Annotated in this window: 19 protein-coding genes; 7 read left to right on the top strand and 12 right to left on the bottom strand. The window is 59.9% G+C overall.

The window, feature by feature from the left end:
• Nucleotides 1–13 precede the first annotated feature (13 nt).
• The 9 genes from CPter91_RS22135 to CPter91_RS22095 all read right to left on the bottom strand — a co-directional run bounded on the left by CPter91_RS22135 (nucleotide 14) and on the right by CPter91_RS22095 (nucleotide 10628).
• Nucleotides 14–1279, bottom strand: coding sequence for a glutamate-5-semialdehyde dehydrogenase (locus CPter91_RS22135; protein WP_061944285.1), 1266 nt, complete (start codon nucleotides 1277–1279; stop codon nucleotides 14–16).
• 80 nt (nucleotides 1280–1359) lie between these two features.
• Nucleotides 1360–2382 (bottom strand): DNA polymerase III subunit delta, encoded by a 1023-nt coding sequence (gene holA, locus CPter91_RS22130; RefSeq protein WP_061944282.1) that lies wholly within the window; start codon nucleotides 2380–2382, stop codon nucleotides 1360–1362.
• Nucleotides 2383–2402: 20 nt separating this feature from the next.
• Nucleotides 2403–3011 carry an LPS-assembly lipoprotein LptE gene (locus CPter91_RS22125; protein ID WP_061944279.1) on the bottom strand — a complete coding sequence of 203 codons (609 nt, stop codon included), beginning with the start codon at nucleotides 3009–3011 and terminating at the stop codon, nucleotides 2403–2405.
• Between the two features lie 59 nt (nucleotides 3012–3070).
• The gene (gene leuS, locus CPter91_RS22120; RefSeq protein ID WP_061944276.1) at nucleotides 3071–5716 is read right to left on the bottom strand and encodes a leucine--tRNA ligase; all 2646 of its coding nucleotides are present in this window, start codon (nucleotides 5714–5716) and stop codon (nucleotides 3071–3073) included.
• A gap of 281 nt (nucleotides 5717–5997) precedes the next feature.
• The gene (locus tag CPter91_RS22115) at nucleotides 5998–7536 is read right to left on the bottom strand and encodes a DUF535 family protein (protein WP_082793166.1); all 1539 of its coding nucleotides are present in this window, start codon (nucleotides 7534–7536) and stop codon (nucleotides 5998–6000) included.
• Between the two features lie 316 nt (nucleotides 7537–7852).
• The gene (locus tag CPter91_RS22110) at nucleotides 7853–8281 is read right to left on the bottom strand and encodes an ExbD/TolR family protein (RefSeq protein WP_061944270.1); all 429 of its coding nucleotides are present in this window, start codon (nucleotides 8279–8281) and stop codon (nucleotides 7853–7855) included.
• Nucleotides 8282–8349: 68 nt separating this feature from the next.
• The gene (locus tag CPter91_RS22105) at nucleotides 8350–9042 is read right to left on the bottom strand and encodes a MotA/TolQ/ExbB proton channel family protein (RefSeq protein ID WP_061944267.1); all 693 of its coding nucleotides are present in this window, start codon (nucleotides 9040–9042) and stop codon (nucleotides 8350–8352) included.
• 84 nt (nucleotides 9043–9126) lie between these two features.
• Entirely contained in the window at nucleotides 9127–9933 is an 807-nt protein-coding gene (gene dapB / locus CPter91_RS22100; RefSeq protein WP_061944264.1) for a 4-hydroxy-tetrahydrodipicolinate reductase, read from the bottom strand.
• Between the two features lie 110 nt (nucleotides 9934–10043).
• Nucleotides 10044–10628 carry an outer membrane protein assembly factor BamE gene (locus tag CPter91_RS22095; RefSeq protein WP_082793164.1) on the bottom strand — a complete coding sequence of 195 codons (585 nt, stop codon included), beginning with the start codon at nucleotides 10626–10628 and terminating at the stop codon, nucleotides 10044–10046.
• A 74-nt stretch (nucleotides 10629–10702) separates the two neighbouring features.
• On the opposite strand from CPter91_RS22095, the gene fur reads away from it, so the two are divergent.
• On the top strand, nucleotides 10703–11128 hold the full coding sequence (gene fur, locus CPter91_RS22090; RefSeq protein WP_038493139.1) for a ferric iron uptake transcriptional regulator: 426 nt from the start codon (nucleotides 10703–10705) through the stop codon (nucleotides 11126–11128).
• 31 nt (nucleotides 11129–11159) lie between these two features.
• On the opposite strand, the gene CPter91_RS22085 is transcribed toward fur, so the two are convergent.
• From CPter91_RS22085 to CPter91_RS22075, 3 genes are all read right to left on the bottom strand, one after another.
• The gene (locus CPter91_RS22085; protein ID WP_061944258.1) at nucleotides 11160–11531 is read right to left on the bottom strand and encodes a TfoX/Sxy family protein; all 372 of its coding nucleotides are present in this window, start codon (nucleotides 11529–11531) and stop codon (nucleotides 11160–11162) included.
• Nucleotides 11532–11545: 14 nt separating this feature from the next.
• A complete protein-coding gene (gene hrcA / locus CPter91_RS22080; RefSeq protein ID WP_061944255.1) occupies nucleotides 11546–12568 on the bottom strand; it encodes a heat-inducible transcriptional repressor HrcA in 1023 nt (340 codons plus the stop codon).
• A gap of 116 nt (nucleotides 12569–12684) precedes the next feature.
• Entirely contained in the window at nucleotides 12685–13428 is a 744-nt protein-coding gene (locus CPter91_RS22075; protein WP_061946523.1) for an HAD family hydrolase, read from the bottom strand.
• 46 nt (nucleotides 13429–13474) lie between these two features.
• Between CPter91_RS22075 and CPter91_RS22070 the strand changes: the two genes are divergently transcribed.
• The 6 genes from CPter91_RS22070 (at nucleotide 13475) to dnaJ (ending at nucleotide 21761) form a co-directional block, all read left to right on the top strand.
• Nucleotides 13475–14404 (top strand): NAD kinase, encoded by a 930-nt coding sequence (locus CPter91_RS22070; protein WP_061944252.1) that lies wholly within the window; start codon nucleotides 13475–13477, stop codon nucleotides 14402–14404.
• A 105-nt stretch (nucleotides 14405–14509) separates the two neighbouring features.
• Nucleotides 14510–16180, top strand: a complete 1671-nt coding sequence (gene recN, locus CPter91_RS22065) for a DNA repair protein RecN (protein ID WP_061944249.1) — start codon at nucleotides 14510–14512, stop codon at nucleotides 16178–16180.
• Between the two features lie 30 nt (nucleotides 16181–16210).
• Nucleotides 16211–17317, top strand: a complete 1107-nt coding sequence (gene hemH / locus CPter91_RS22060) for a ferrochelatase (RefSeq protein ID WP_061944246.1) — start codon at nucleotides 16211–16213, stop codon at nucleotides 17315–17317.
• 517 nt (nucleotides 17318–17834) lie between these two features.
• Nucleotides 17835–18383 carry a nucleotide exchange factor GrpE gene (grpE, locus tag CPter91_RS22055; RefSeq protein ID WP_061944243.1) on the top strand — a complete coding sequence of 183 codons (549 nt, stop codon included), beginning with the start codon at nucleotides 17835–17837 and terminating at the stop codon, nucleotides 18381–18383.
• A 106-nt stretch (nucleotides 18384–18489) separates the two neighbouring features.
• Complete coding sequence (dnaK, locus tag CPter91_RS22050) at nucleotides 18490–20427, top strand: molecular chaperone DnaK (RefSeq protein WP_061944241.1); 1938 nt, start codon at nucleotides 18490–18492, stop codon at nucleotides 20425–20427.
• A gap of 203 nt (nucleotides 20428–20630) precedes the next feature.
• Nucleotides 20631–21761, top strand: a complete 1131-nt coding sequence (dnaJ, locus tag CPter91_RS22045) for a molecular chaperone DnaJ (protein WP_061944238.1) — start codon at nucleotides 20631–20633, stop codon at nucleotides 21759–21761.
• The last annotated feature ends 121 nt before the right edge of the window (nucleotides 21762–21882 follow it).

The raw sequence follows: 21882 nt of genomic DNA, 5'->3' as shown, positions 1-21882 counted from the left end.
ACTTGTCTAAAAACTACTGGCGTACTTCACCATGTCCAAACACGACGTATTTTAACGAAGTCAGGCCATCGAGGCCGACCGGTCCGCGCGCATGCAGCTTGTCGTTGGAGATGCCGATTTCGGCGCCGAGGCCGAATTCGAAACCATCGGCGAAGCGGGTCGAGGCATTGATCATGACCGAGGCGGAATCGACCTCGCGCAGGAAGCGCATCGCCCGCGAATGATTCTCGGTGACGATGGTGTCGGTATGCTGCGAGGAGTAAGTGTTGATATGCTCTATGGCTTCATCGACATCGGCGACGATCTTCACCGCCAGGATCGCTGCCAGGTATTCGGTGCGCCAGTCTTCCTCAGTGGCCGCGCTCAGCTGCGGGTAGCCTTGCAAGATGGCTTGCGCTTCGGCGTCGGTGCGCAATTCGACTTGCTTGCCCTGGTACAGGCTGGCTAGCCGCGGCAGGATTTGCGGTGCGATGCTACGCGCCACCAGCAAGGTTTCCATGGTGTTGCAGGTGCCGTAGCGATGGCACTTGGCGTTGAAGGCGATGTCCGCCGCCTTCGCCAGATCCGCCTGGTCGTCGATATAGACGTGGCAGATGCCATCCAGGTGCTTGATCATCGGCACCGTGGCTTCTTCGATCAGGCGCGCGATCAGCCCCTTGCCGCCGCGCGGCACGATGACGTCGACATACTGCGGCATGGTGATCAGGGCGCCGACGGCGGCACGGTCGATGGTGTCGACCACTTGCACCGCATCCGGCGGCAGGCCGGCTCCAGCCAGGCCTTCCTGCACCAGCTTGGCCAGCGCCTGGTTGCAATGATGGGCTTCCGAGCCGCCGCGCAGGATGGTGGCGTTGCCGCTCTTGATGCACAGGCCGGCGGCGTCTACCGTGACGTTCGGACGCGCTTCGTAAATGATGCCGATGACGCCCAGCGGCACCCGCATCTGGCCGACCTGGATGCCGCTCGGGCGGTATTTCATGTTGGAGATTTCACCGATCGGATCGGGCAGGGAAACGATCTGTTCGAGCCCGGCGATCATGGTGGCGATGGCCTGCTCCGACAGCGTCAGCCGGTCCAGCATGGCCGGCGCCAGGCCATTGGCGCGCGCGGCCGCCAGGTCGGCCTGGTTGGCGGCGACCAGCAACTCGGCGTCGCGGCGGATGGCGGCGGCGATCAGGGTCAGCGCGCGGTTTTTCACGGCGGTGTCGGCACGCGCCATCGCGCGCGATGCGGCGCGCGCGCGTTGTCCGACTGCGGTCATGTATTGTTGGATATCCATGTGCCTAGATTTTTCTTTGCAATTTACACTTCTTGTCTAGTCAGTTGGGGACAGAGTAATTCGGCGCACGGCGGCGCCTCTTAAACTCTGTCCCCAACGAGTTTTAATCCCAGCTGCAGCAACGCATCCCAGGCGTCGCCGCTGAATGCTTTTGCGCGCAGCCCCTTGACCATCTTGTCGACCTGCGCTGCATCTTTCAATGCCGCTTCCAGCGTCGCCAGGCTCAGGCGCCGCAATGCCGGTTCCATCAGGCGCTCGCGCGGTCCCCAGATCCGATATTCTTTCAGCAAGGCTGGAATCGGGCGGCCTTGGGCGGCGGCTGATTTCAGCTTCAGCAAGGTGCGGATTTCCTCCGAAACCGCCCACAGCACCAGCGGCAGCGCCTCGCCTTCGCCTTTCAAGCCGTCCATCATGCGCACCAGGCGGGCAGTATCGCCCGCCAGCATCGCTTCATTCAGCTTGAAGACATCATAGCGCGCGACGTTGAGGACTGCATCGTGGCACTGTTCAAAGCTGAGCTTGCCGGGCGGATGCAGCAACGCCAGCTTCTGGATCTCCTGGTGCGCGGCCAGCAGGTTGCCTTCGACCCGGTCGGCGATGAAATCCAGCGCCTGGCGGTCTGCGCTTTGCTGCTGGGCCGCCAGGCGGACGCCGATCCAGTTCGGCAGCTGCGCCCGTTCTACCAGCGGGATGTCGATATATACCGCGGCCTGCTGCAGGCTGGCGACCCAGGCTGCCTTTTGCGTCGCCCAGTCCAGCTTGGGCAGGCTGATGATGGTGACGTTGTCTGGATTCAGCGTGGCGGTATAGCTTTGCAGGGCCTGGCCGCCATCCTTGCCCGGCTTGCCGCCGGGGATGCGCAACTCGATCAGCTTTTTATCGCCGAACAGCGATTGCGACTGGTTGGCCGCCAGCAGTTCACCCCATTTGAAGCTGCGGTCCACCACCAGCACATCGCGCTCGCTGCAGCCGTGGCTGCGCGCGCTTTTGCGTATCTTGTCGGATGCCTCCAGCGCCAGCAGATGCTCGTCGCTGGTGATCACATACAAGGGCGCCAGGGTTTTCCCCAGGTGGCCGTCGAGCGCGTCAAACCGCAATTGCATGCACTTTACCCTTGAACTGGTTACTTGGCCGGCGCAGCGGCCGGTGCTGCCGGCGGCGTGACGGCCGGCGTTGCCGCCGGAACAGCTTCAGGCTGCGTCGGCTGCGCCATCTTGATCGCGGCCAGACGGCGCAGGATCTGCTGCACCATGTCGGACTGCATGTCGCGGTACAGCAGCACTTCTTCCGCATCCTTGGACAATTCCTGCGACGAGTTGTAGCTGATATCGCGCTTCAGGGTGATCAGGGTCGGCGCCAGCAATTCCTTGTTCTGGGCGTCGGTCACATGGAAAGTCAGGCGGTAGTACAGCATGTATTCGCTCGGACGGCCGGAGCTGTTGAGCGTCAAAATGACTTTCTCACGGGTCTCGCTAAGCACGCCCAGCGTAACTTCGGCGCCTTCCGCTTTCGACAGCACCTTGGTGTTGCCGCTAGCAATGATATTGCGCTTCAGTTCGATTCCAAGAGGCGAAGTCGGCGCGAAGGTCATGTAGATCGAACTGAAAGCCAGGTTGGCAGAGCCGCGCAGGTGGAAGCCGCAGGCGCACAGCATGGCGCTGATCAGCAGCACGACAGGCCAGCGCAGCCAGTTGCGGGAAACCGGCATAGGGAGAGACATTCGGTTCAACATTCAGGCATTCCTTGTTTCAAGATTCAGGCCGGATCCGCGAATCCGGCCCCGGTCATCGCCTAGGCGACGATATTGACAAGCTTTCCAGGCACCACGATGATTTTCTTGGGCGCGCCTTCGAGATATTTCTGCACATTCTCGTTGGCCAGCGCCGCCGCCTCGATGCTGGCCTTGTCGGCATCCTTGGCGACGGTGATGCTGCCACGCAGTTTGCCGTTGACCTGGATCATCAATTCGATCTCGCTCTGCTCCAGCGCCTTGGCGTCGACTTCCGGCCAGCTGGCGTCGAGCAGGTCGCCATGCACCGCGGAAAAACCGAGTTCCTGCCACAAGGTGTGGGTGATGTGCGGCGCCACCGGATTGAGCACGCGCAGGAAAATCGACAAGCCTTCCGTCAGGACCGCATTGCTGGCCGGCGACTGGTCGAGCTTGGCTGCTTCCAGCGTGTTCAGCATTTTCATGCAGGCCGAGACCACCGTGTTGTACTGGATGCGCTTGAGGTCGTGATCGGCCTGCTGCAGGATCTTGTGGACTTCGCGGCGCAAGGTTTTCTGGACATCGTTCAGGCCGGCGAAATCCGCCGCGGCGCCAGGCGTGATGCTGGCGGCGCGCGCATAGCTGAAAGCCCAGACCCGACGCAGGAAACGGTTGGCGCCTTCAACGCCAGTGCCTGACCATTCCAGGGTCTGTTCCGGCGGCGAGGCAAACATGGTGAACAGGCGCGCCGTATCGGCGCCGTACTGGTCGATCTGGGCTTGCGGGTCGATGCCGTTGTTTTTCGACTTCGACATTTTTTCGGTGCCGCCGATTTCGACCGGCTGGCCGTCCGATTTCAGGATGGCGGTCAGCGGCCGTCCCTTGTCGTCGAAAGTCAGGTCGACGTCTTCCGGATTGTGCCAGGTCTTCTTGCCGCTGGCGTCTTCGCGGAAATAGGTTTCGTTCAGCACCATGCCTTGCGTCAGCAGGTTGGTGAACGGTTCGTCGAACTTGATCAAGCCGAAGTCGCGCATGACCTTGGTCCAGAAGCGCGCGTACAGCAGATGCAGGACGGCGTGCTCGATGCCGCCGATGTACTGGTCCATCGGCATCCAGTAATCGTTGCGGGAATCGACCATGGCGTCGTTGCTCTTTGGCGAACAATAGCGCATGTAGTACCAGGACGAATCGACGAAGGTGTCCATGGTGTCGGTTTCACGGCGCGCCGGCTTGCCGCACTTGGGGCAGTCGACGTGCAGGAACTTCTCATGCTTGTTGAGCGGATTGCCGCTGCCGTCCGGCACGCAGTCTTCCGGCAGGATCACCGGCAGGTCTTTTTCCGGCACAGGCACGGCGCCGCAATCGTCGCAATGGATGATCGGAATCGGCGTGCCCCAGTAGCGCTGGCGAGAGATGCCCCAGTCGCGCAGGCGGTAGGTGATCTTCTTTTCACCCAGACCGTGCGCCGCCAGGTCGGCCGCTACCGCATCGACAGCCTGCTGGTAGTGGAGGCCGTCGTATTTGCCGGAATCGACGCAGACGCCGTTTTCCTTGTCGCCATACCATTCGTGCCAGCTTTCCTCGGAGTAGGTCTTGCCTGGCACCGCGATCACAGGCCGGATCGGCAGCACATATTTCTGGGCGAAGGCAAAGTCGCGCTCGTCATGCGCAGGCACACCCATCACGGCGCCGTCGCCATAAGTGATCAAGACATAGTTGCCGACCCATACTTCGATCTGCTGGCCGGTCAGCGGATGCGACACATACAAACCGGTCGGCATCCCCTTCTTTTCCATGGTCGCCATGTCGGCTTCGATGACGCTGCCCTTTTTGCATTCGGCGATGAACTCGGCCAGCTCCGGATTGCTCTTGGCGGCGAAGGTCGCCAGCGCGTGTTCCGGCGCCACCGCACAGAAGGTCACGCCCTTGATGGTGTCGGCGCGGGTGGTGAACACCCACAGCTTGCCGTCCTGGATCAGCTTGCCGTCTTCTTCGATCTTGTGTGGAAAGGCGAAGCGCACCCCGGTCGACTTGCCGATCCAGTTGGCCTGCATCAGGCGCACCCGTTCCGGCCAGCCCGGCAGCTTGGTTTCCACGTGTTCCAGCAACTCTTCGGCGTAGTCGGTGATCTTGGCGTAGTACATCGGGATTTCGCGCTTTTCGATCAGCGCGCCGGAACGCCAGCCGCGGCCGTCGACCACCTGCTCGTTGGCCAGCACGGTCTGGTCGATCGGGTCCCAGTTCACGGTGCCGGTTTTCTTGTAGATGATACCTTGCTCCAGCATCTTCAGGAACATCCACTGGTTCCACTTATAGTATTCCGGCGTGCAGGCGGTCATCTCGCGCGACCAGTCGATCGCCAGTCCCATCGCCTGCAACTGTTTCTTCATGTGGGCGATGTTGGCATAGGTCCATTGCGCCGGCGGCACGCCGTTGGCCATCGCGGCGTTTTCCGCCGGCATGCCGAACGCGTCCCAGCCCATCGGCATCAGCACGTTATAGCCGTTCATCCGCAGGTAGCGGTACATGACGTCGTTGATGGTGTAGTTGCGCACATGGCCCATGTGCAGCTTGCCCGATGGGTAAGGCAGCATGGAGCAGGCGTAGAATTTCTTTTTATCCTGGCCGTTCTTGTCCTTGGCATATTCGACGGCCTTGTAGGCGTCTATGGATTGCCAATAGTCTTGCGCTGCTTTTTCGACGTCGGTTGAACTGTATTTTTCTTGCATGACGGGAGCTAAAAAGTGAATGTTATCCGCGCCCACCGCAAACGGCTTCAGGAGCAGCCATGCTGTCGGCGGTAATGCAGGCCGGGACGAGCGGGGCGTTTCTGATCGTTCTTGATGTGCTTCGGAATGGGAACTTGCTGGGCTGGGGCAGTATTTCACGATCTGTGAAACATTGCCTCATCGACCCCGAACCGATGATTATACTGGTTCGGATGCCGCTTTAGCGCATGGGAAGCGTGGAGCTATGCAACGCTGCTTGCCGGAGCTAGCCGCAAGAGACGCTATGCGCGCGCGAATCTGCCGGAAAAACCTTCTAATGCGGCCTGCACTGCGCGTTCCGTCAGATCGATGCGTTTGCGTGCTTCCGAGCGTTTGCTGGAGGGAATTTCCTGCAGATTGGGTGACGGAATCTCTTCGCAAGAGAGCTGGTACTCGCCGTCGGTGCGGCGCATTGCGCCAATTTCTTGCCAAAAATCATCATAATCGGCAAAAACCTGGCCCGTGCGCACTTGATGGGACATGACGCGATTCCGGTTTCCCACCAGGATCAGCTGTTTGCAGCCATAGGCGCGGCCGATTTCCCTGACCAGCCGCACCATCAGGCCCTTGGGCCGCATGCCGAACATGTCGCGGGTGGCGTGGCGCACCCGTTCCTGGGCATCGCTGCCGCGCGGACCCTGCAGGCAGCCAATGCCGATGGCGGGACTGGCTTCGTTGCCATGGAAAGTGAAGGCCACCGAGAACAAGCGCTGCTGAGCGCAGCACAGGTCGAGCGCCAGTTCGCCTTCACGGTCTAACGTAGCGATCGCCGACAGGCGGATTTCGTAGAGGACGCCGGACTTGCCGCTGAAGCTGCCCAGCAGCTGTGGCGATTTTGCCGCCTGCAGGATCAGGGCTGCGAGACCTTGCTGGACAATGAAGTTGTAGTGACTGACCAGCAAATCCATCCGCTCAGCGCTGCGCAGGCGCAGGGATTGGTAAGGACGATAGATTTTTTGCAATAGTCGTGGCGTCGCCTGGGCCAGGCTGGCGTGCATCGGCGAGCCATTCCAATAGGCCAGCCAACGCCGGGTTTGCCGGTAGTGCAGCAGCGTACGGGCGCTCAGCTTGATCTGTTTGGCAAAATAGGACAGGCCGCGCGGCGAGTGCTGCAGGCAGCTAAGCAAGGTGACGCGCTGCCCGCCATGCCGATATCCGGGCTTGAGCCAGGCCGCCGGCGCCGGGAATAAATGTGACAGTTCCGACAGCAAGCTCAGGTTTTGCAGGCGGCTGTTGATGAAGCGGATCGCTCCGTCGCTGACGACCTTGCCGTATTTCGAATTCATGGCCAGCATCATGGCCAGTGAGATCAGGCCGGCGCCAAAGATATCCAGCGGATAGTGCATGCCCAGAAAGACCTTGGCCCAGCTGACGGCGAGCGACAGCATCACCAGCAGTACGCCGACCCATTTGATCTTGATCGCCCGCGCAGTCCAGAGCGTCAGGCCGGTGGCCAGGATAATGGCAATCGTGACGCTGGGGGTCAGGAAATACTCGCCCTGGGGCTGGTAGATATAGCCGCCGTCGTCCACCGCCGGTTGCGTGGCAGTCCACAGCAGGGCAATCATCTTGCTGGCTATCACGGCCGCCGCCATGGTCACTACCGCTTTCAGGGAGGTGATGCGGGTTTCCCTGCCGCCGCTGACCCACAGGGCCAGCAGGCTGGTCGGCACCAGATACACGCCCCACTCGGCAATCGCCAGCGCCAGTAGCAAGGGCAGGCTGATAAATCCGGAATGAGCGGTTGTCCCTAGCAGGTAATTGTAAGAGGACGGTGTCATATGCTTGGATGGATGAAATGGTCGCAGGGCAGTGCGGAAATAATTGCCATATTGAAATTCTTTATTGCCCTCATTTATTATTGTAATTTGTTGATATATAGAGATACAAATGAAAATATAATGTTACATCCAAAAACGCCAACCGACGCCATTCAGTGCAAATTATTAGATTGCTAACGGGAAACTATTGGTATCGAGGCGAGGCGCAAGAGGGCGCAGTGCGCGGCTGCGGACAGCCGGCGCTAGATACAAACGGATACAGGAGGAGTGGCCGGCCGGAGCGGCCAGATGCCGGCGTGTAAAGCGGAGTGAGGAGTTACTTGCCGTCGTCTTTGGCGGGCACGGTGACAAAACCGATCTTGGCCAGCCCATTGTTTTGCGCCAGCGACATCACCTGCGCCAGGATTTCGTAGCGGGTATCCTTGTCGGCGCGCAATTGTAGTTCGGGCTGCGGTTGCCGCTGCGCCGAAGCGACGATACGGTCGGCCAGTTCGCTTTCCGACACCGGGTCATTATTCCAGAACATCTTGCCGCCGCGGTCGATGGAGAGCGAGATGGTTTCCGGCTTTTCCGGCGCCGGCGCGGATTGCGCGCTAGGCAGGTCGACCTTGATGGCGTGGGTAAACAGTGGCGCCGTAATGATGAAAATCACCAGCAGCACCAGCATGACGTCGACCATCGGCGTGATGTTGATATCCGCCATCGGCGCCTGGTTCTGGTTATCGTTGAAGCCGCCAAAAGCCATGATTTGCCTCTACTCGGTGAAATGCAGAAAATTGTCGTGAAATTGTCTTGATAGCGGCCGACGGCGGATTACTTGCCGACCCGGCTGCCGGTAGTCAAATAAGCGTGCAGGTCATGCGCAAACGCATCGAGTTCCGCCAGTGTAATCCGATTGACGCGGGTAAAGGCGTTATACGCCAGCACAGATGGAATCGCCACCACCAGCCCGAGGGCAGTCATGATCAGCGCTTCGCCCACCGGGCCGGCCACTTTGTCGATCTGGATGGTGCCGCTGGAAGAAACTGCCTCCAGTGCATGATAAATGCCCCACACCGTGCCAAACAGGCCAACGAACGGCGCGGTCGAACCGACCGAAGCGAGCAGGGTGAGGCCGCTTTCCAGGCGCGACGAGACGCGGTTGATTTCACGGCGCAAGGTCCGGGTGATCAGCTCGCCTGGGTCGGAGGCGGCGTTCAGGGAAGCTGCCGGCGTGCCAGGGGCGGGCGGCTTGATGGCTGCGGCGTCGGCGGCCTGGCTGGCCAGCGGCGAATAGACGTTTTCGCTATCGAAAGGCTTGATGCCGGCGATCGCCACTTCCAGCGTCGGCGCTTGCCAGAAGTCATCTAGGGCAGCGGCGCTACGGCGAATGCGCCATGAACTCCAGGTTTTTGAGAGGATATAAAACCAGCTGACCACCGACATCAGTACCAGCACATACGCCACCGAGTGGGAGATAGCGTCCGTTTGCGCCCAGTAGCGGGCTAGTCCGAGAGATTGATCCATGGCGTCGATCCGAGAAGATGAGTGGCGTGACGGGTCACGCCATTACAGCAGCCGGTCTGGCAGCCGCCAGCCCGGCATGGAAAATCAGCGCAGGCCCAGCACGTCCTGCATATCGTACAGGCCGGTGCTCTTGTCGCTCAGGAAGCGGGCGGCGCGCAAGCTGCCATGCACGTAGGTCACACGGCTGGATGACTTGTGGGTGATCTCGATGCGCTCACCGATGCCGGCAAACAGCACCGTATGGTCGCCGACGATATCGCCACCGCGGATCGCCGCAAAGCCGATCGAGGACGGATCGCGTTCGCCGGTGACGCCTTCGCGCGCATACACGGCAACGTCGTCCAGCTTGCGTCCTTGCGCGGCGGCGATCACTTCGCCCATCATCAGCGCGGTGCCGGACGGCGCGTCGACCTTGTGCCGGTGGTGCGCTTCGATGATTTCGATGTCGTAGCCGTGGGAAAAGCTCTTGGCGGCCAGCTCCAGCAGCTTCATGGTGACATTGACGCCGACGCTCATGTTGGGTGCGAACACGATGGCGGTCTTTTTGGCCGCGGCCGCGATCGCCGCCTTGCCGGCTTCATCGAAGCCGGTAGTGCCGATAATCATCTTGATGCCGTGGGCGGCGCAGTATTCCAGGTGCTTCAGCGTGCCTTCCGGACGCGTGAAGTCGATCAGGTAGGCTGCTTGCGCCAGGCCCTTGGCCAGGTCGGCTTCGATCAGGACATTGGCAGGCTTGCCGAGGAAGGCGGCGGCATCGCTGCCCAGCTCCGGCGCATCCGGCACGCCGAGTGCGCCCACCAGCACCGCGTCATCGGCGTTCTGGATTGCTTCGACCAGCATGCGCCCCATACGTCCGGAGGCGCCGGCAACGGCTATTTTCATCTGAGTCATGTTAATTCGGCGATCTGAGATCTGTACAGTGGATCCTGGTTGCTTGAGCCAAGCTGCTCGCGGCAAGGACCATGCTGCGCATGGCAGCATGGCCCAGTCCTTATGCAGGCTTAGTTTTTGGCAGGAGCGGGTGCGCTAGGCACGGTTGGTGCAATTTCGACATTCTTGACGCTCTTCTTGGCTTCCGCCGCGCCGCCGGAAATCCGGTCGAGGTAGTCATTCTCGGTAGGCAGGTTGCCGCCGTCGATGCGCGCCAGCAGGTTGCCGTTGAAGAAAGCGCTGACCCGGCTGGTGGTGATTTCGCCGTTGCCCTTTTGCAGGCGGAACACATAGTCCCAGCGGTCGTCATGGAAAATATCCGTCACCAGAGGCGTGCCGAGCGCAAAACGCACTTGTTCGCGCGTCATGCCTTCTTTGACCTGGGCCAGCATTTCCTTGGAAACGAAGTTCCCCTGTTGTATATCTATACGATACGGGGAAAAAATGCCCAGGAAGCGGCGATGCTTGATAGTTTGCACCCCGCTGGTGTCGGTGCTGACGGTAGCGCCGGCAGCGTCGCCAGGCGCAGCTGCGGCAGGCGTGTCCAGCAAAGGATTTTTCGAGGCGCAGCCGGCCAGTGCGGTCATCAGGACGACAGCAGCGGCTAACGGGACGATGCGGGCGGAGGTACGGGCAGGGGAGAGCAACATTCGCATAAGGATCTCAATTGATTGAGCAACTGTGCTAAAACGCTATATGATAAAGCAGATCATCCATTTGTGACCAAAACATGCCGAACAATCCATCCGAACTAAAAGCCAGCGGCCTGAAAGCCACATTGCCACGCCTGAAAATCCTGGAAATCTTCCAGAATAGCGAGGTGCGGCACCTGAGCGCCGAAGACGTCTATAAAATCTTGCTGAGCGAGAATCTTGATGTCGGTCTGGCAACTGTGTACCGCGTATTGACGCAATTTGAGCAGGCTGGCCTGTTGCAGCGCAATCATTTTGAAACCGGCAAAGCCGTGTTCGAACTCAACGAAGGATCGCACCACGACCATCTGGTCTGCCTGGATTGCGGCCTGGTCGAAGAGTTTTACGACGAAGAAATTGAAAAGCGCCAGAAAATCGTCGCCAAGGAACACGGTTTTGAAATCGCCGACCATGCGCTGGCCCTGTACGGCCATTGCCGCGATTGCCGCAAGAAAAAAGCTTGACCCTGAGGCTTGATCCCTTGTTTGCTGCCGCTCAGCGTGAACGCGTTTTAGATGCTTTAGGCGCAGGCTTGGCGTTAGCCTTGCGCACAGCCGCCGCATAAGCCAGCCGCGCCCACGGCGTCATGGCGTTGGCCGAATCCATGGCGTCTTCCGGCGCCGACCAGTAGCTCATCTCGATCGGCTTCCCCTTGCTCTCGGTAACGAATGGCCGGCAACCGGCAGCGGCAAACTGCGGCCGGGTCAGTTCATCTGTCTTCAGGAACAAGGTGCTGTCGGCGACCAGGCCGATCATCACGCTGTCGTGGTAGATGCCGTAACCGCCGAACATGCGGCGCGCGCTGATTGCGCCGAACGGCTCCAGCAGCTCACGGATATAGTCGATGATGGCGTCGTTGCGCGACATGCCGATGCCCCAGGTCAGCTGTGGCTGAGGGCATTCGACAGCAGCTTGGCGGTGATGTTGACGATCGGGATGACCCGTTCATACGCCATCCGCGTCGGCCCGATCACGCCCAGCGTGCCGACGATCTTGCCGTTGACCTCATACGGCGCCGTCACCACGCTCATTTCGTCCATCGGCACCAGCTGCGATTCGCCGCCGATGAAGATCTGCACACCGGTGGCCTTGCCGGAAATATCCAGCAGCTGCATGAGGCCGGTTTTTTGCTCGAACATGTCGAACAGTTTGCGCAGCGAATCCATATTGGACGACAAGTCGGTCACGCTGAGCAGGTTGCGCTCGCCGGAAATTACGACTTCGTCGCTGTTGTCGGTCATGGCGTCGCTGCCGGCTTCCACCGCGGCCTGCATCAGCCAGGTCATGTCATCGCGCAGCTTGCGCAGTTCGCCCTGCAGGCGCAGACGGACGTCGTCCAGGCTGAGGCCGCCGTAGTGCTGGTTGATATAGTTGGCGGCCTGCACCAGCTTGGCCGGGCTGTAGTCGACATCAGTCAGCAACAGGCGGTTCTGGACATCGCCGTTGGGGCTGACGATCACCAGCAGGATGCGTTTTTCCGACAGCCGCAGGAATTCAATCTGCTGGAAAATCGATTCGCGCCGCGGACTCAGCACGACGCCGGCGAAATGCGATAAAGATGACAACACCTGCGCCGCATTGGCGATGATTTTCTGCTGCGAGCTGGGCTGCAGGCTGTTTTGCATCTTTGATTCGAGCGCGGTCTCGTCGATGGCCTCGACCGTCAGCAAGGTATCGACGAACATGCGGTAGCCGCGCGGCGTCGGCACCCGTCCGGCCGAGGTATGGGGACTGGCGACGAAACCCATTTCCTCGAGGTCGGCCATGATGTTGCGGATGGTCGCCGGCGACAGTTCCAGCCCCGAGATCTTGGACAGGGCACGCGAGCCGACCGGCTGGCCGTCGGCAATATACCGTTCGACCAGGGCCTTGAGCAGGGTTTGAGCGCGATTATCTAGTTGCATATGGGTCTATTTTAGCGAGCGCTGCGCTTGCTTGCCAGCGCCTTACGCACTTTAACTAATGCACTTATACACTGTTTTGGCTTGAATGCATCTCCCAAATCATATGCCAACAGACTCTAAAATCGCGTTTGTTCGAGCCATGCCTCCAGTTCATCCAGGCTGGTGCAGCTGGCCTGCGGCTGGACGCCGTCCGGCAGCGTACGCTCGAAACGATTGATCCAGACTGCCTGTAAGCCCGCCTGCTGGGCGCTGACCACGTCCAGCATGGGGTCGTCGCTGACATACAGGGTTTCTTGCGGCGCCACCTTGAGAGCGGCGCAGGCGGCGTGGAAGATCGCCGGATCGGGCTTGGCGCAGCCGAAGCTGTGGGCCGCGATCGAGGCCTGGAAGTGACCGGCCAGGCCGATCTTGCCAAGATCGGCAAAGCCGTTGGAGACCGTGCCCAGCGGCAGGCGGCGCTGCAGCCGGGCCAAGGCCGGCTGGACGTCGGCGAACGGCGTCACCGCATGGCGCGCTTCGGAAAACACCGTCATGGCGGCGTCGGCCTTGGCCGGATCTTCGCCGACGCTGCTCAACGCCGCGCTCAGGGCGGCGTGACGCAGCTTCCACAAATCGAAGCGAAAGACCGGATTGGTGGCGACCAGCTGCAGCCTCTGCTGGCGCAGGCCGTCGATGCTGAACTGACGCGTGAGCGCCGTCGCATTGGCTTGCAGCCAGTCGAACAGGATTTGCTCGGCGCGTGCGATCACCGGCCCGATCGGCCATAGCGTATCGTCAAGATCGAACAAAACCGCTTTGATGACAATCTGCTTACCCGGCTGCGAGCCGGGGGAGGGTGTTGAATTATTCGTCAGAGCCATGTGCGTATCCTTCATTGCAAGCCTAAATTATGGTCTAATCGCCAGCATGTGGCCTATAAAATTACCTTCTCAAGCGAATTTGCAGGAACCTGCGCCGAAGACCATTGCGATCGTCGGCAAATATTTTGCCGCCGGCATTTCCGAATCGCTGACGGAAATCGTCGATTTCCTGCAAGGACGGGGCCATCACGTGGTGCTGGAGGCCGAGACGGCGCAGAATGTCGCCTTGCCCGGCATTGCCGCCATGACCCCGGAGCAGATCGGCGAACAGGCCGACGCCGCCATCATTGTCGGTGGCGACGGCACCATGCTGGGCATTGCGCGCCAGCTGGCGCCTTATGATGTGCCCTTGATCGGCATCAACCAGGGCCGGCTCGGCTTTATTACCGATATTTCCCTGGAGCGCATGCTGCCGGTGCTGGGTGAAATGCTCGATGGCCAGGTCGAATCCGAGCGCCGCAGCCTGCTGCAAAGCGCGGTGATGCGCGACGGCCAGCAGATTTTCAGCGCGCTGGCCTTCAACGACGTGGTGGTGACGCGCGGCGCCGGCTCCGGCATGGCGGAGCTGATGGTCGAAGTCGACGGTCGCTTCATGTACAACCAGCGTTCCGACGGCTTGATCGTGGCGACGCCGACCGGCTCCACCGCCTATGCCTTGTCGGCCGGCGGGCCTTTGCTGCATCCGTCGCTGGGCGGCATCGTGCTGGTGCCGATTGCGCCGCATGCGCTGTCGAACCGGCCGATCGTGATCCCGGACAGCAGCGAAATCGTGATCGAGATCGTCAACGGCCGCGACATGAGCGCCAATTTCGACATGCAGTCGCTGGCCAGCCTGCAGCACGGCGACCGCATCCTGATCCGGCGCTCCGAACACACCATTACCTTTCTGCATCCGGCCGGCTGGAGCTATTACGCCACTTTGCGCCAGAAACTGCACTGGAACGAATATCCATCGGCGGAAGGACAGCTGAAGTAATCCCGATCATCATGTAAGCTGTTGACGTATTTTCTGGCGACTTTGCCACTGCCGTGGCGGTCCGCGCTATATTGACATCCATTTTTGAGCCCATCCCAGACTCCCATGCTGCGCACACTTTCCATCCGCGATTTTGTCATTGTCGATGCCATCGAGCTTGAGTTCGCCGCTGGCTTTACTGTATTCACCGGCGAAACCGGCGCCGGCAAGTCGATCCTGATCGATGCCCTGGCGCTGGCGCTGGGCGGCCGCGGTGACGCCAGCGTAGTGCGCGAAGGCGCCGCCAAGGCCGACGTCACGGCGGAATTCGCCATGGCCGCCGGCGTTGACGCGGAGGCCATCGCCTGGCTGGAGCGCAACGAATTCGGCAGCGAAGACGGCGTGATCCTGATGCGACGCGTGATCGACAACGCCGGCCGCTCGAAGGCCTTCATCAATGGCGTTGCCGCCACTGCCGGCCAGTTGCGTGAGCTGGGCGAAATGCTGGTCGATATCCATGGCCAGCACGCGCACCAGTCCCTGCTGAAAAACGATGCGCAACGGCTGCTGCTGGATGGCCAGGCCGGCCTGGCTGACGATTTGCTGACGCTGGCCGCCGCTTTCAAAAGCTGGCGCTCGCTGGCGCGCCAGCGCGAAGAATTTGAAACCAATGCCAAGAACGTCCTGCTGGAACGCGAGCGGCTCGAATGGCAGGTCGGCGAGCTGGAAAAGCTGGCGGTCAAGCCGGGCGAGTGGGATGAAATCACCAACGAACACAGTCGCCTGTCGCATGCCGCCAGCCTGATCGAAGGGGCGCAGGAAGCGCTCAACGTGATTTCCGAAAACGAGGCAGACGACACGCCGCCGATGCTGTCGCAGCTGTCGGCGTTGAACCAGAAGATCGGCAAGCTGGTGGATGTCGACAGCAGCCTCAAGCCGGTGCTGGAAGCGTTGGAGCCGGCCCGCATCCAGCTGCAGGAAGCGGTGTATGCCTTGAATGATTACCTGAGCCGGGTCGAGCTCGATCCGGCGCGCCTGCACCAGGTGGAAGACCGCATGGAAGCCATCCACTCCGCCGGCCGCAAGTTCCGGCTGGCGCCGGATGAGCTGCCGCAGGAACTGGAGATCTTGTCCACGCAATTGCGCCAGCTGGCCGACGCCAGCGACCTCGACGCCATGCGCGCGCAGGAAGAAAAGCTGAAAGCGGCCTATCTGGCGCTGGCGCAAAAAATGTCGAAGGCGCGTACCAAGGCGGCGCAGGCTCTGGGTACGGCAGTGACGGCGGCGATGCAGGACTTGAGCATGAGCGGTGGACGCTTCGCCGTGGCCCTCAATCCTTGCGAGCCTGCCAGCTATGGCGTCGAACAAGTAGAGTTCCTGGTGGCCGGCCATGCCGGCGTGGCGCCGCGGGCTTTAGCCAAAGTGGCGTCCGGCGGCGAGCTGGCGCGGATTGCGCTGGCGATTTCGGTGATCACTTCGAGCTCGACTGCTACCCCGACCCTGATTTTCGACGAAGTCGACAGCGGCATCGGCGGCGGCGTCGCCGAAGTGGTGGGACGCTTGCTGAAACGCCTGGGGCAGGACCGCCAGGTCTTGTGCGTGACCCATTTGCCGCAGGTCGCCAGCCAGGCCAACCAGCACTTCCAGGTCAGCAAGCAGAGCCAGGGCAACAAGACCGTGTCGGCGATCGACGGCCTGGACGCAAAGAACCGGATCGAAGAAATCGCCCGCATGCTGGGCGGCCTGGAAATCACTGCCACTACCCGCAAGCACGCGCGCGAACTGCTGGCTCTCTAATCCCGCGGTCATTTTCCTGGACATCTTTGCATGGCATTTCTGAAAGAACCACCGTTCACCCATGGCAAGACTGGCAAGACCGCGGTGTTGCTGGTCAATCTCGGTACCCCGGATGCGCCTACCACTAAGGCGGTGCGGCGTTACCTGAAGCAATTCCTGTCCGATCCGCGCGTGGTGGAAATCCCGCGCGCGATCTGGTGGCTGATCCTGCACTGCCTGATCCTGCCTTTCCGTTCCAGCAAGTCGGCCCATAAATATGCATCGATCTGGAGCAACGAGGGTTCGCCGCTGAAAGTCCATACCGGCAAGCAGGCGACACTGTTGCGCGGCTACCTGGGCCAGCGCGGGCATCGGCTGCAGGTGGCTTACGCCATGCGCTACGGCAGCCCTGCCATCGGCGAAGTGCTGGAACAGCTGAAAGCCGAGGGCTGCGAACGGCTGCTGGTGCTGCCGGCCTATCCGCAATATTCCGCGACCACCACGGCATCGATCTACGACGCCGTGTTTGCCCATTATGCGCAAGTCCGCAACGTGCCGGAACTACGTTTCATCAAGCATTACCACGATCATGAAGCGTACATCCAGGCCCTGAAAGATTCGGTGCTGGCCTACTGGGCCATGCACGGCGCACCCGACAAGCTGATCATGAGTTTCCATGGGGTGCCGAAGCGCACCTTGCTGCTGGGCGATCCCTATCACTGCGAATGCCACAAGACCGCGCGCCTGCTGGCGCAGCAACTGGGGCTGGGGCCGGAGCAGTACCAGTTGACCTTTCAGTCGCGCTTCGGCAAGGCGGAATGGCTGCAGCCTTACACCGCGCCGACCTTGCAGGCGCTGGCCAAGCAAGGCGTCAAGCGGGTCGACGTCATGTGTCCGGGCTTCACCAGCGATTGCCTGGAGACGCTGGAAGAGATTGCGATAGAGGGCAAGCAGGATTTTCTGCAGGCGGGTGGCAAGGAATTCCATTTCATCCCATGCCTGAATCAGGCGCCCGGCTGGATTTCAGCCATGGCGGAGATCGTCGAAGAGCAGCTGATCGGCTGGCCGACGCATCTGACCGAGGCCGAGCGGGAAGAGTTGAAGCTGCAGGTGGAAATGTCAAAAAAACAAGCGCTGAGCCTGGGGGCGAGCCAGTAATCCGGCGGGTTTGCGGCAGAAATTTAGGGTGCTGATGCGCCGCGGCGGCAAGGCGCAACTATAATGAGCGCCCAAACTCGGGCTGGAGAAATAGAATATTATTTATTCTGCAAGCAGCCGGAGGCTTTGGCCGGAAGGCAGAATCTAGTACAACGCAACCAGTTGCGAATAGCTGATCATGCCGGCGGCGAGTAAGGTGTACACGATCAAAAGTGCGGAAATCAACGGCAGTTTCACGATAATCCCCTTTTTTTGTTAGTGGGGCAGAGGGCTCTCCGAGAGGGCCTGCAGGTTGCTGACTCTTGCTTGAGCCACGCTTTCAGGATAGTCCCTATGTGGCATCGCAGCAAACCCAGTTCTGGTAAATATTGTTTCAATTTGTTGCCAGAAACTCCCGATTTGTGGGGTCCTTGCTCGATATTGCGTGCGGCCGACTTTTAACCCTTGAAAAAGTAAGGGCATAGCCTCATTTGGACTGCTATAGGTTAATAAGTTATTGATTGTTGGAGGTTTTTGAATGGAACACATGGAAAATCAGAACGAGCCGGTACAGACGGCGCAAACGGAAAAAAATGCTGTTGCCGATGATGCAACGGTGATTCCCGAGTCGGCGCTGGAAGTCCAGCTGTCGGAAGCGCAAGCCAAGATCGCCGAAATGCAGGACGCGTTCCTGCGCGCCAAGGCTGAGTCGGAAAACATCCGCCGCCGGGCTCAGGAAGATATTGCCCGTGCGCACAAATTTGCCATCGAAGGCTTTGCCGAAGCGCTGGTGCCGGTCAAGGACCACCTTGAAATGGCGCTGAAGATCGAGACGCCGTCGCTGGAGTCGCTCAAGGAAGGCGTCGAAATGACGCTCAAGCAACTGTCCTCGGCCTTTGAAAAAAACCGTTTGCTGGAAATCTCGCCGGCAGTCGGCGAGAAGCTGGACCCGATGAAACACCAGGCGATCTCGACCGTGCCGGCCGAGCAGGACGCCAATACCGTGGTGACCGTGCTGCAAAAGGGCTATACCATTGCCGATCGTCTGTTGCGGCCAGCGCTGGTCGTCGTGGCGCAAGGAAAATAGAAAAAAAACGCCAGGAGCGAGCAGTTTAGCGCTTGAAAGCGCGCTTTCGCTCCCTATATTCAGACCATCCAAACATTCATCAGATATTCAGTAAAGGACATACACCATGGGTAAAATTATCGGCATTGACTTGGGCACCACGAATTCTTGCGTTTCGGTTATCGAAAACGGTCAGCCAAAAGTGATCGAAAACTCGGAAGGCGCGCGTACCACGCCTTCCATCATCGCTTATCAAGAAGACGGCGAAATCCTGGTCGGCGCTCCTGCCAAGCGCCAGGCAGTCACCAATCCGACCAACACGCTGTACGCCACCAAGCGTCTGATCGGCCGCAAGTTCGACGAAAAAGAAGTGCAGAAAGACATCGCGCTGATGCCTTACCAGATCATCAAGGCCGACAATGGCGATGCATGGGTAGGCGTGCGCGACCAGAAACTGGCGCCGCCGCAAATCTCCGCGGAAGTGTTGCGCAAGATGAAGAAGACCGCTGAAGACTACCTCGGCGAAGAAGTCACCGAAGCTGTGATTACCGTGCCGGCTTACTTCAACGATGCCCAGCGTCAAGCGACCAAGGACGCCGGCCGTATCGCCGGCCTGGACGTCAAGCGCATCATCAACGAGCCGACCGCGGCTGCGCTGGCTTTCGGCTTGGACAAGGCAGAAAAAGGCGACCGCAAGATTGCGGTATATGACCTGGGCGGCGGTACATTCGACGTCTCCATCATCGAAATCGCCGATGTCGATGGCGAAAAGCAGTTCGAAGTGCTGTCCACCAACGGCGATACTTTCCTCGGCGGCGAAGACTTCGACCAGCGCATCATCGATTACATCCTGGACGAGTTCAAGAAGATCAACGGCATCGACCTGAAAAAGGATGCGATTGCCCTGCAACGCATCAAGGCTTCGGCCGAACGCGCCAAGATCGAATTGTCGTCGTCGCAACAGACTGAAATCAACGAACCGTACATCGCCATGGCGAACGGCGCACCGATCCATCTGAACCTGAAGATGACCCGCGCCAAGCTGGAATCGCTGGTGGAAGAGCTGATCGCCAAGACTATCGAGCCTTGCCGCATCGCCATCAAGGACGCCGGCGTCAAGGTTTCCGACATCGACGACATCATTCTGGTCGGCGGCATGACCCGCATGCCTAAGGTGCAGGAAAAGGTGAAGGAATTCTTCGGCAAGGAACCACGCAAGGACGTCAATCCGGATGAAGCTGTCGCCGTCGGCGCCGCAATCCAGGGTTCGGTCTTGTCGGGCGACCGCAAGGACTTGCTGCTGCTGGACGTGACGCCATTGTCGCTGGGTATCGAAACCATGGGCGGCGTGATGACCAAGATGATCCAGAAGAACACCACCATCCCGACCAAGTTCAGCCAGGTGTTCTCGACGGCCGACGACAACCAGCCTGCCGTGACCATCAAGGTTTTCCAAGGTGAGCGCGAGATGGCTGCAGGCAACAAGGGCCTGGGCGAATTCAATCTGGAAGGCATCCCGCCGGCATCGCGCGGCACGCCGCAGATCGAAGTCACCTTCGACATCGATGCTAACGGCATCTTGCACGTCGGCGCCAAGGACAAGGCAACCGGCAAGGAAAACAAGATCACCATCAAGGCCAACTCCGGCTTGACCGAAGAAGAGATCCAGAAGATGGTGCGCGACGCCGAAGCCAATGCGGAAGACGACAAGCGCCTGAAGGAAGCAGCGGAAGCCCGCAACCAGGGCGACGCACTGGTCCATTCGACCAAGAAATCCCTGGCGGAATACGGCGACAAGCTGGAAGCCGGCGAGAAGGAAAGCATCGAAGCCGCGATCAAGGAACTGGAAGAAGCGTTGAAGGGCAGCGACAAGGCCGCCATCGACAACAAGACAGCCGCCTTGACCACGGCAGCGCAAAAGCTGGGCGAAAAGATGTATGCCGACCTGCAGGCGCAGCAAGCTGCAGCCGGCGGCGCTGAAGCAGGCGCTAGCGCCGGCGCGGAAGCCAAGCCGAAGGAAGACGACGTGGTTGACGCCGATTTCAAGGAAGTGAAGGACAAGTAATTTAATTGCGGGACAGAGTCGCCCGGATAGGGTTTAAGAGCCACCGAAGCGTGGCGAATTACACTTTCTGTGCGACTCTGTCCCCAACTAATCAAATCAACGTTTAAATTGCAAAACACTTAGCCGGGTAGAGTTTATGAGCCATCAAAACATGGCAAATTACTCTGCCCGGCGTTTTCGCTTAAACAACAGGGTGCAAAAAGATGGCGAAGCGTGATTTTTACGAAATACTGGGTGTTGCGAAAAACGCTACTGATGATGAAATCAAGAAGGCGTACCGCAAGCTCGCAATGAAGCACCATCCGGACCGCAATCCGGATAGCAAGGGTGCGGAAGAAAAATTCAAAGAGGCAAAAGAAGCCTACGAAATGCTGTCCGACCCGCAAAAGCGGGATGCCTATGACCGTTACGGCCATGCCGGCGTCGATCCCAACATGGGTGGCGGCGGTGGCGGCGGCGCGGGTGGTTTTGCCGATGCCTTCGGCGACATTTTCGGCGACATTTTCGGCGGTGGCGGTGGCCGCGGCGGCCGTGGCGGTGGACCGCAGGTGTATCGCGGCGCCGATCTGCGCTACAACCTGGAAATCACGCTGGAGCAGGCTGCGCACGGTTTCGACACCACCATCCGGGTGCCAAGCTGGGACGAGTGCGAACCTTGCCATGGCAGCGGCGCCAAGCCCGGCACCGAACCAATCACTTGCCCGACCTGCGGCGGCCACGGCCAGGTACGCATGCAGCAAGGCTTTTTCAGCATTCAGCAGACTTGCCCGAAATGCCACGGCAGCGGCAAGATCATTCCGGAACCATGCCCGTCATGCGCCGGCGCCGGCCGCATCAAGCGCAACAAGACACTGGAAGTGAAAATCCCGTCTGGCATCGACGACGGCATGCGTATCCGCTCCTCCGGCAACGGCGAGCCGGGTATGAACGGCGGCCCGACCGGCGACCTGTATGTGGAAATCCACATCAAGCCGCATGCGGTGTTCCAGCGTGAAGGCGACGATCTGCATTGCGAAATGCCGATCTCGTTCGCCAAAGCGGCATTGGGCGGTGAAATCGAAGTGCCTACATTGAACGGCAAGGCGTCCTTCACGATTCCGGACGGCACCCAGTCAGGCAAGACCTTCCGTCTGCGCAGCAAGGGCATCAAGGGCGTGCGTTCGGGCTACGCCGGGGATCTGTTCTGCCACGTTGTGGTGGAAACCCCGGTCAAGCTGAGCGACCGCCAGAAAGAGCTGCTGCAGGAATTCGAGCAGCTGACCAGCGAAGGCGGCGCCAAGCACAGTCCGCAGAGCAAATCCTGGAAAGACAAGGTCAAAGAGTTTTTTGAGTGAGATTGAAAAATAAGCTTGAAGATTGAGCTTGAATTCAGGCTTTGATTCCCGCAAAACCGCCAGCCCGCAAGGCTGGCGTTTTTTTATGGGCGCAGCGGCAGGCGCCGCGCCATGTAGAGTC

The sequence above is a fragment of the Collimonas pratensis genome (genome assembly GCF_001584185.1).
In the GTDB taxonomy this organism is placed as follows: domain Bacteria; phylum Pseudomonadota; class Gammaproteobacteria; order Burkholderiales; family Burkholderiaceae_D; genus Collimonas; species Collimonas pratensis.
The sequence above is the reverse complement of the archived record's forward strand: the minus strand, read 5'-3'. Positions and strand labels throughout refer to the sequence as shown.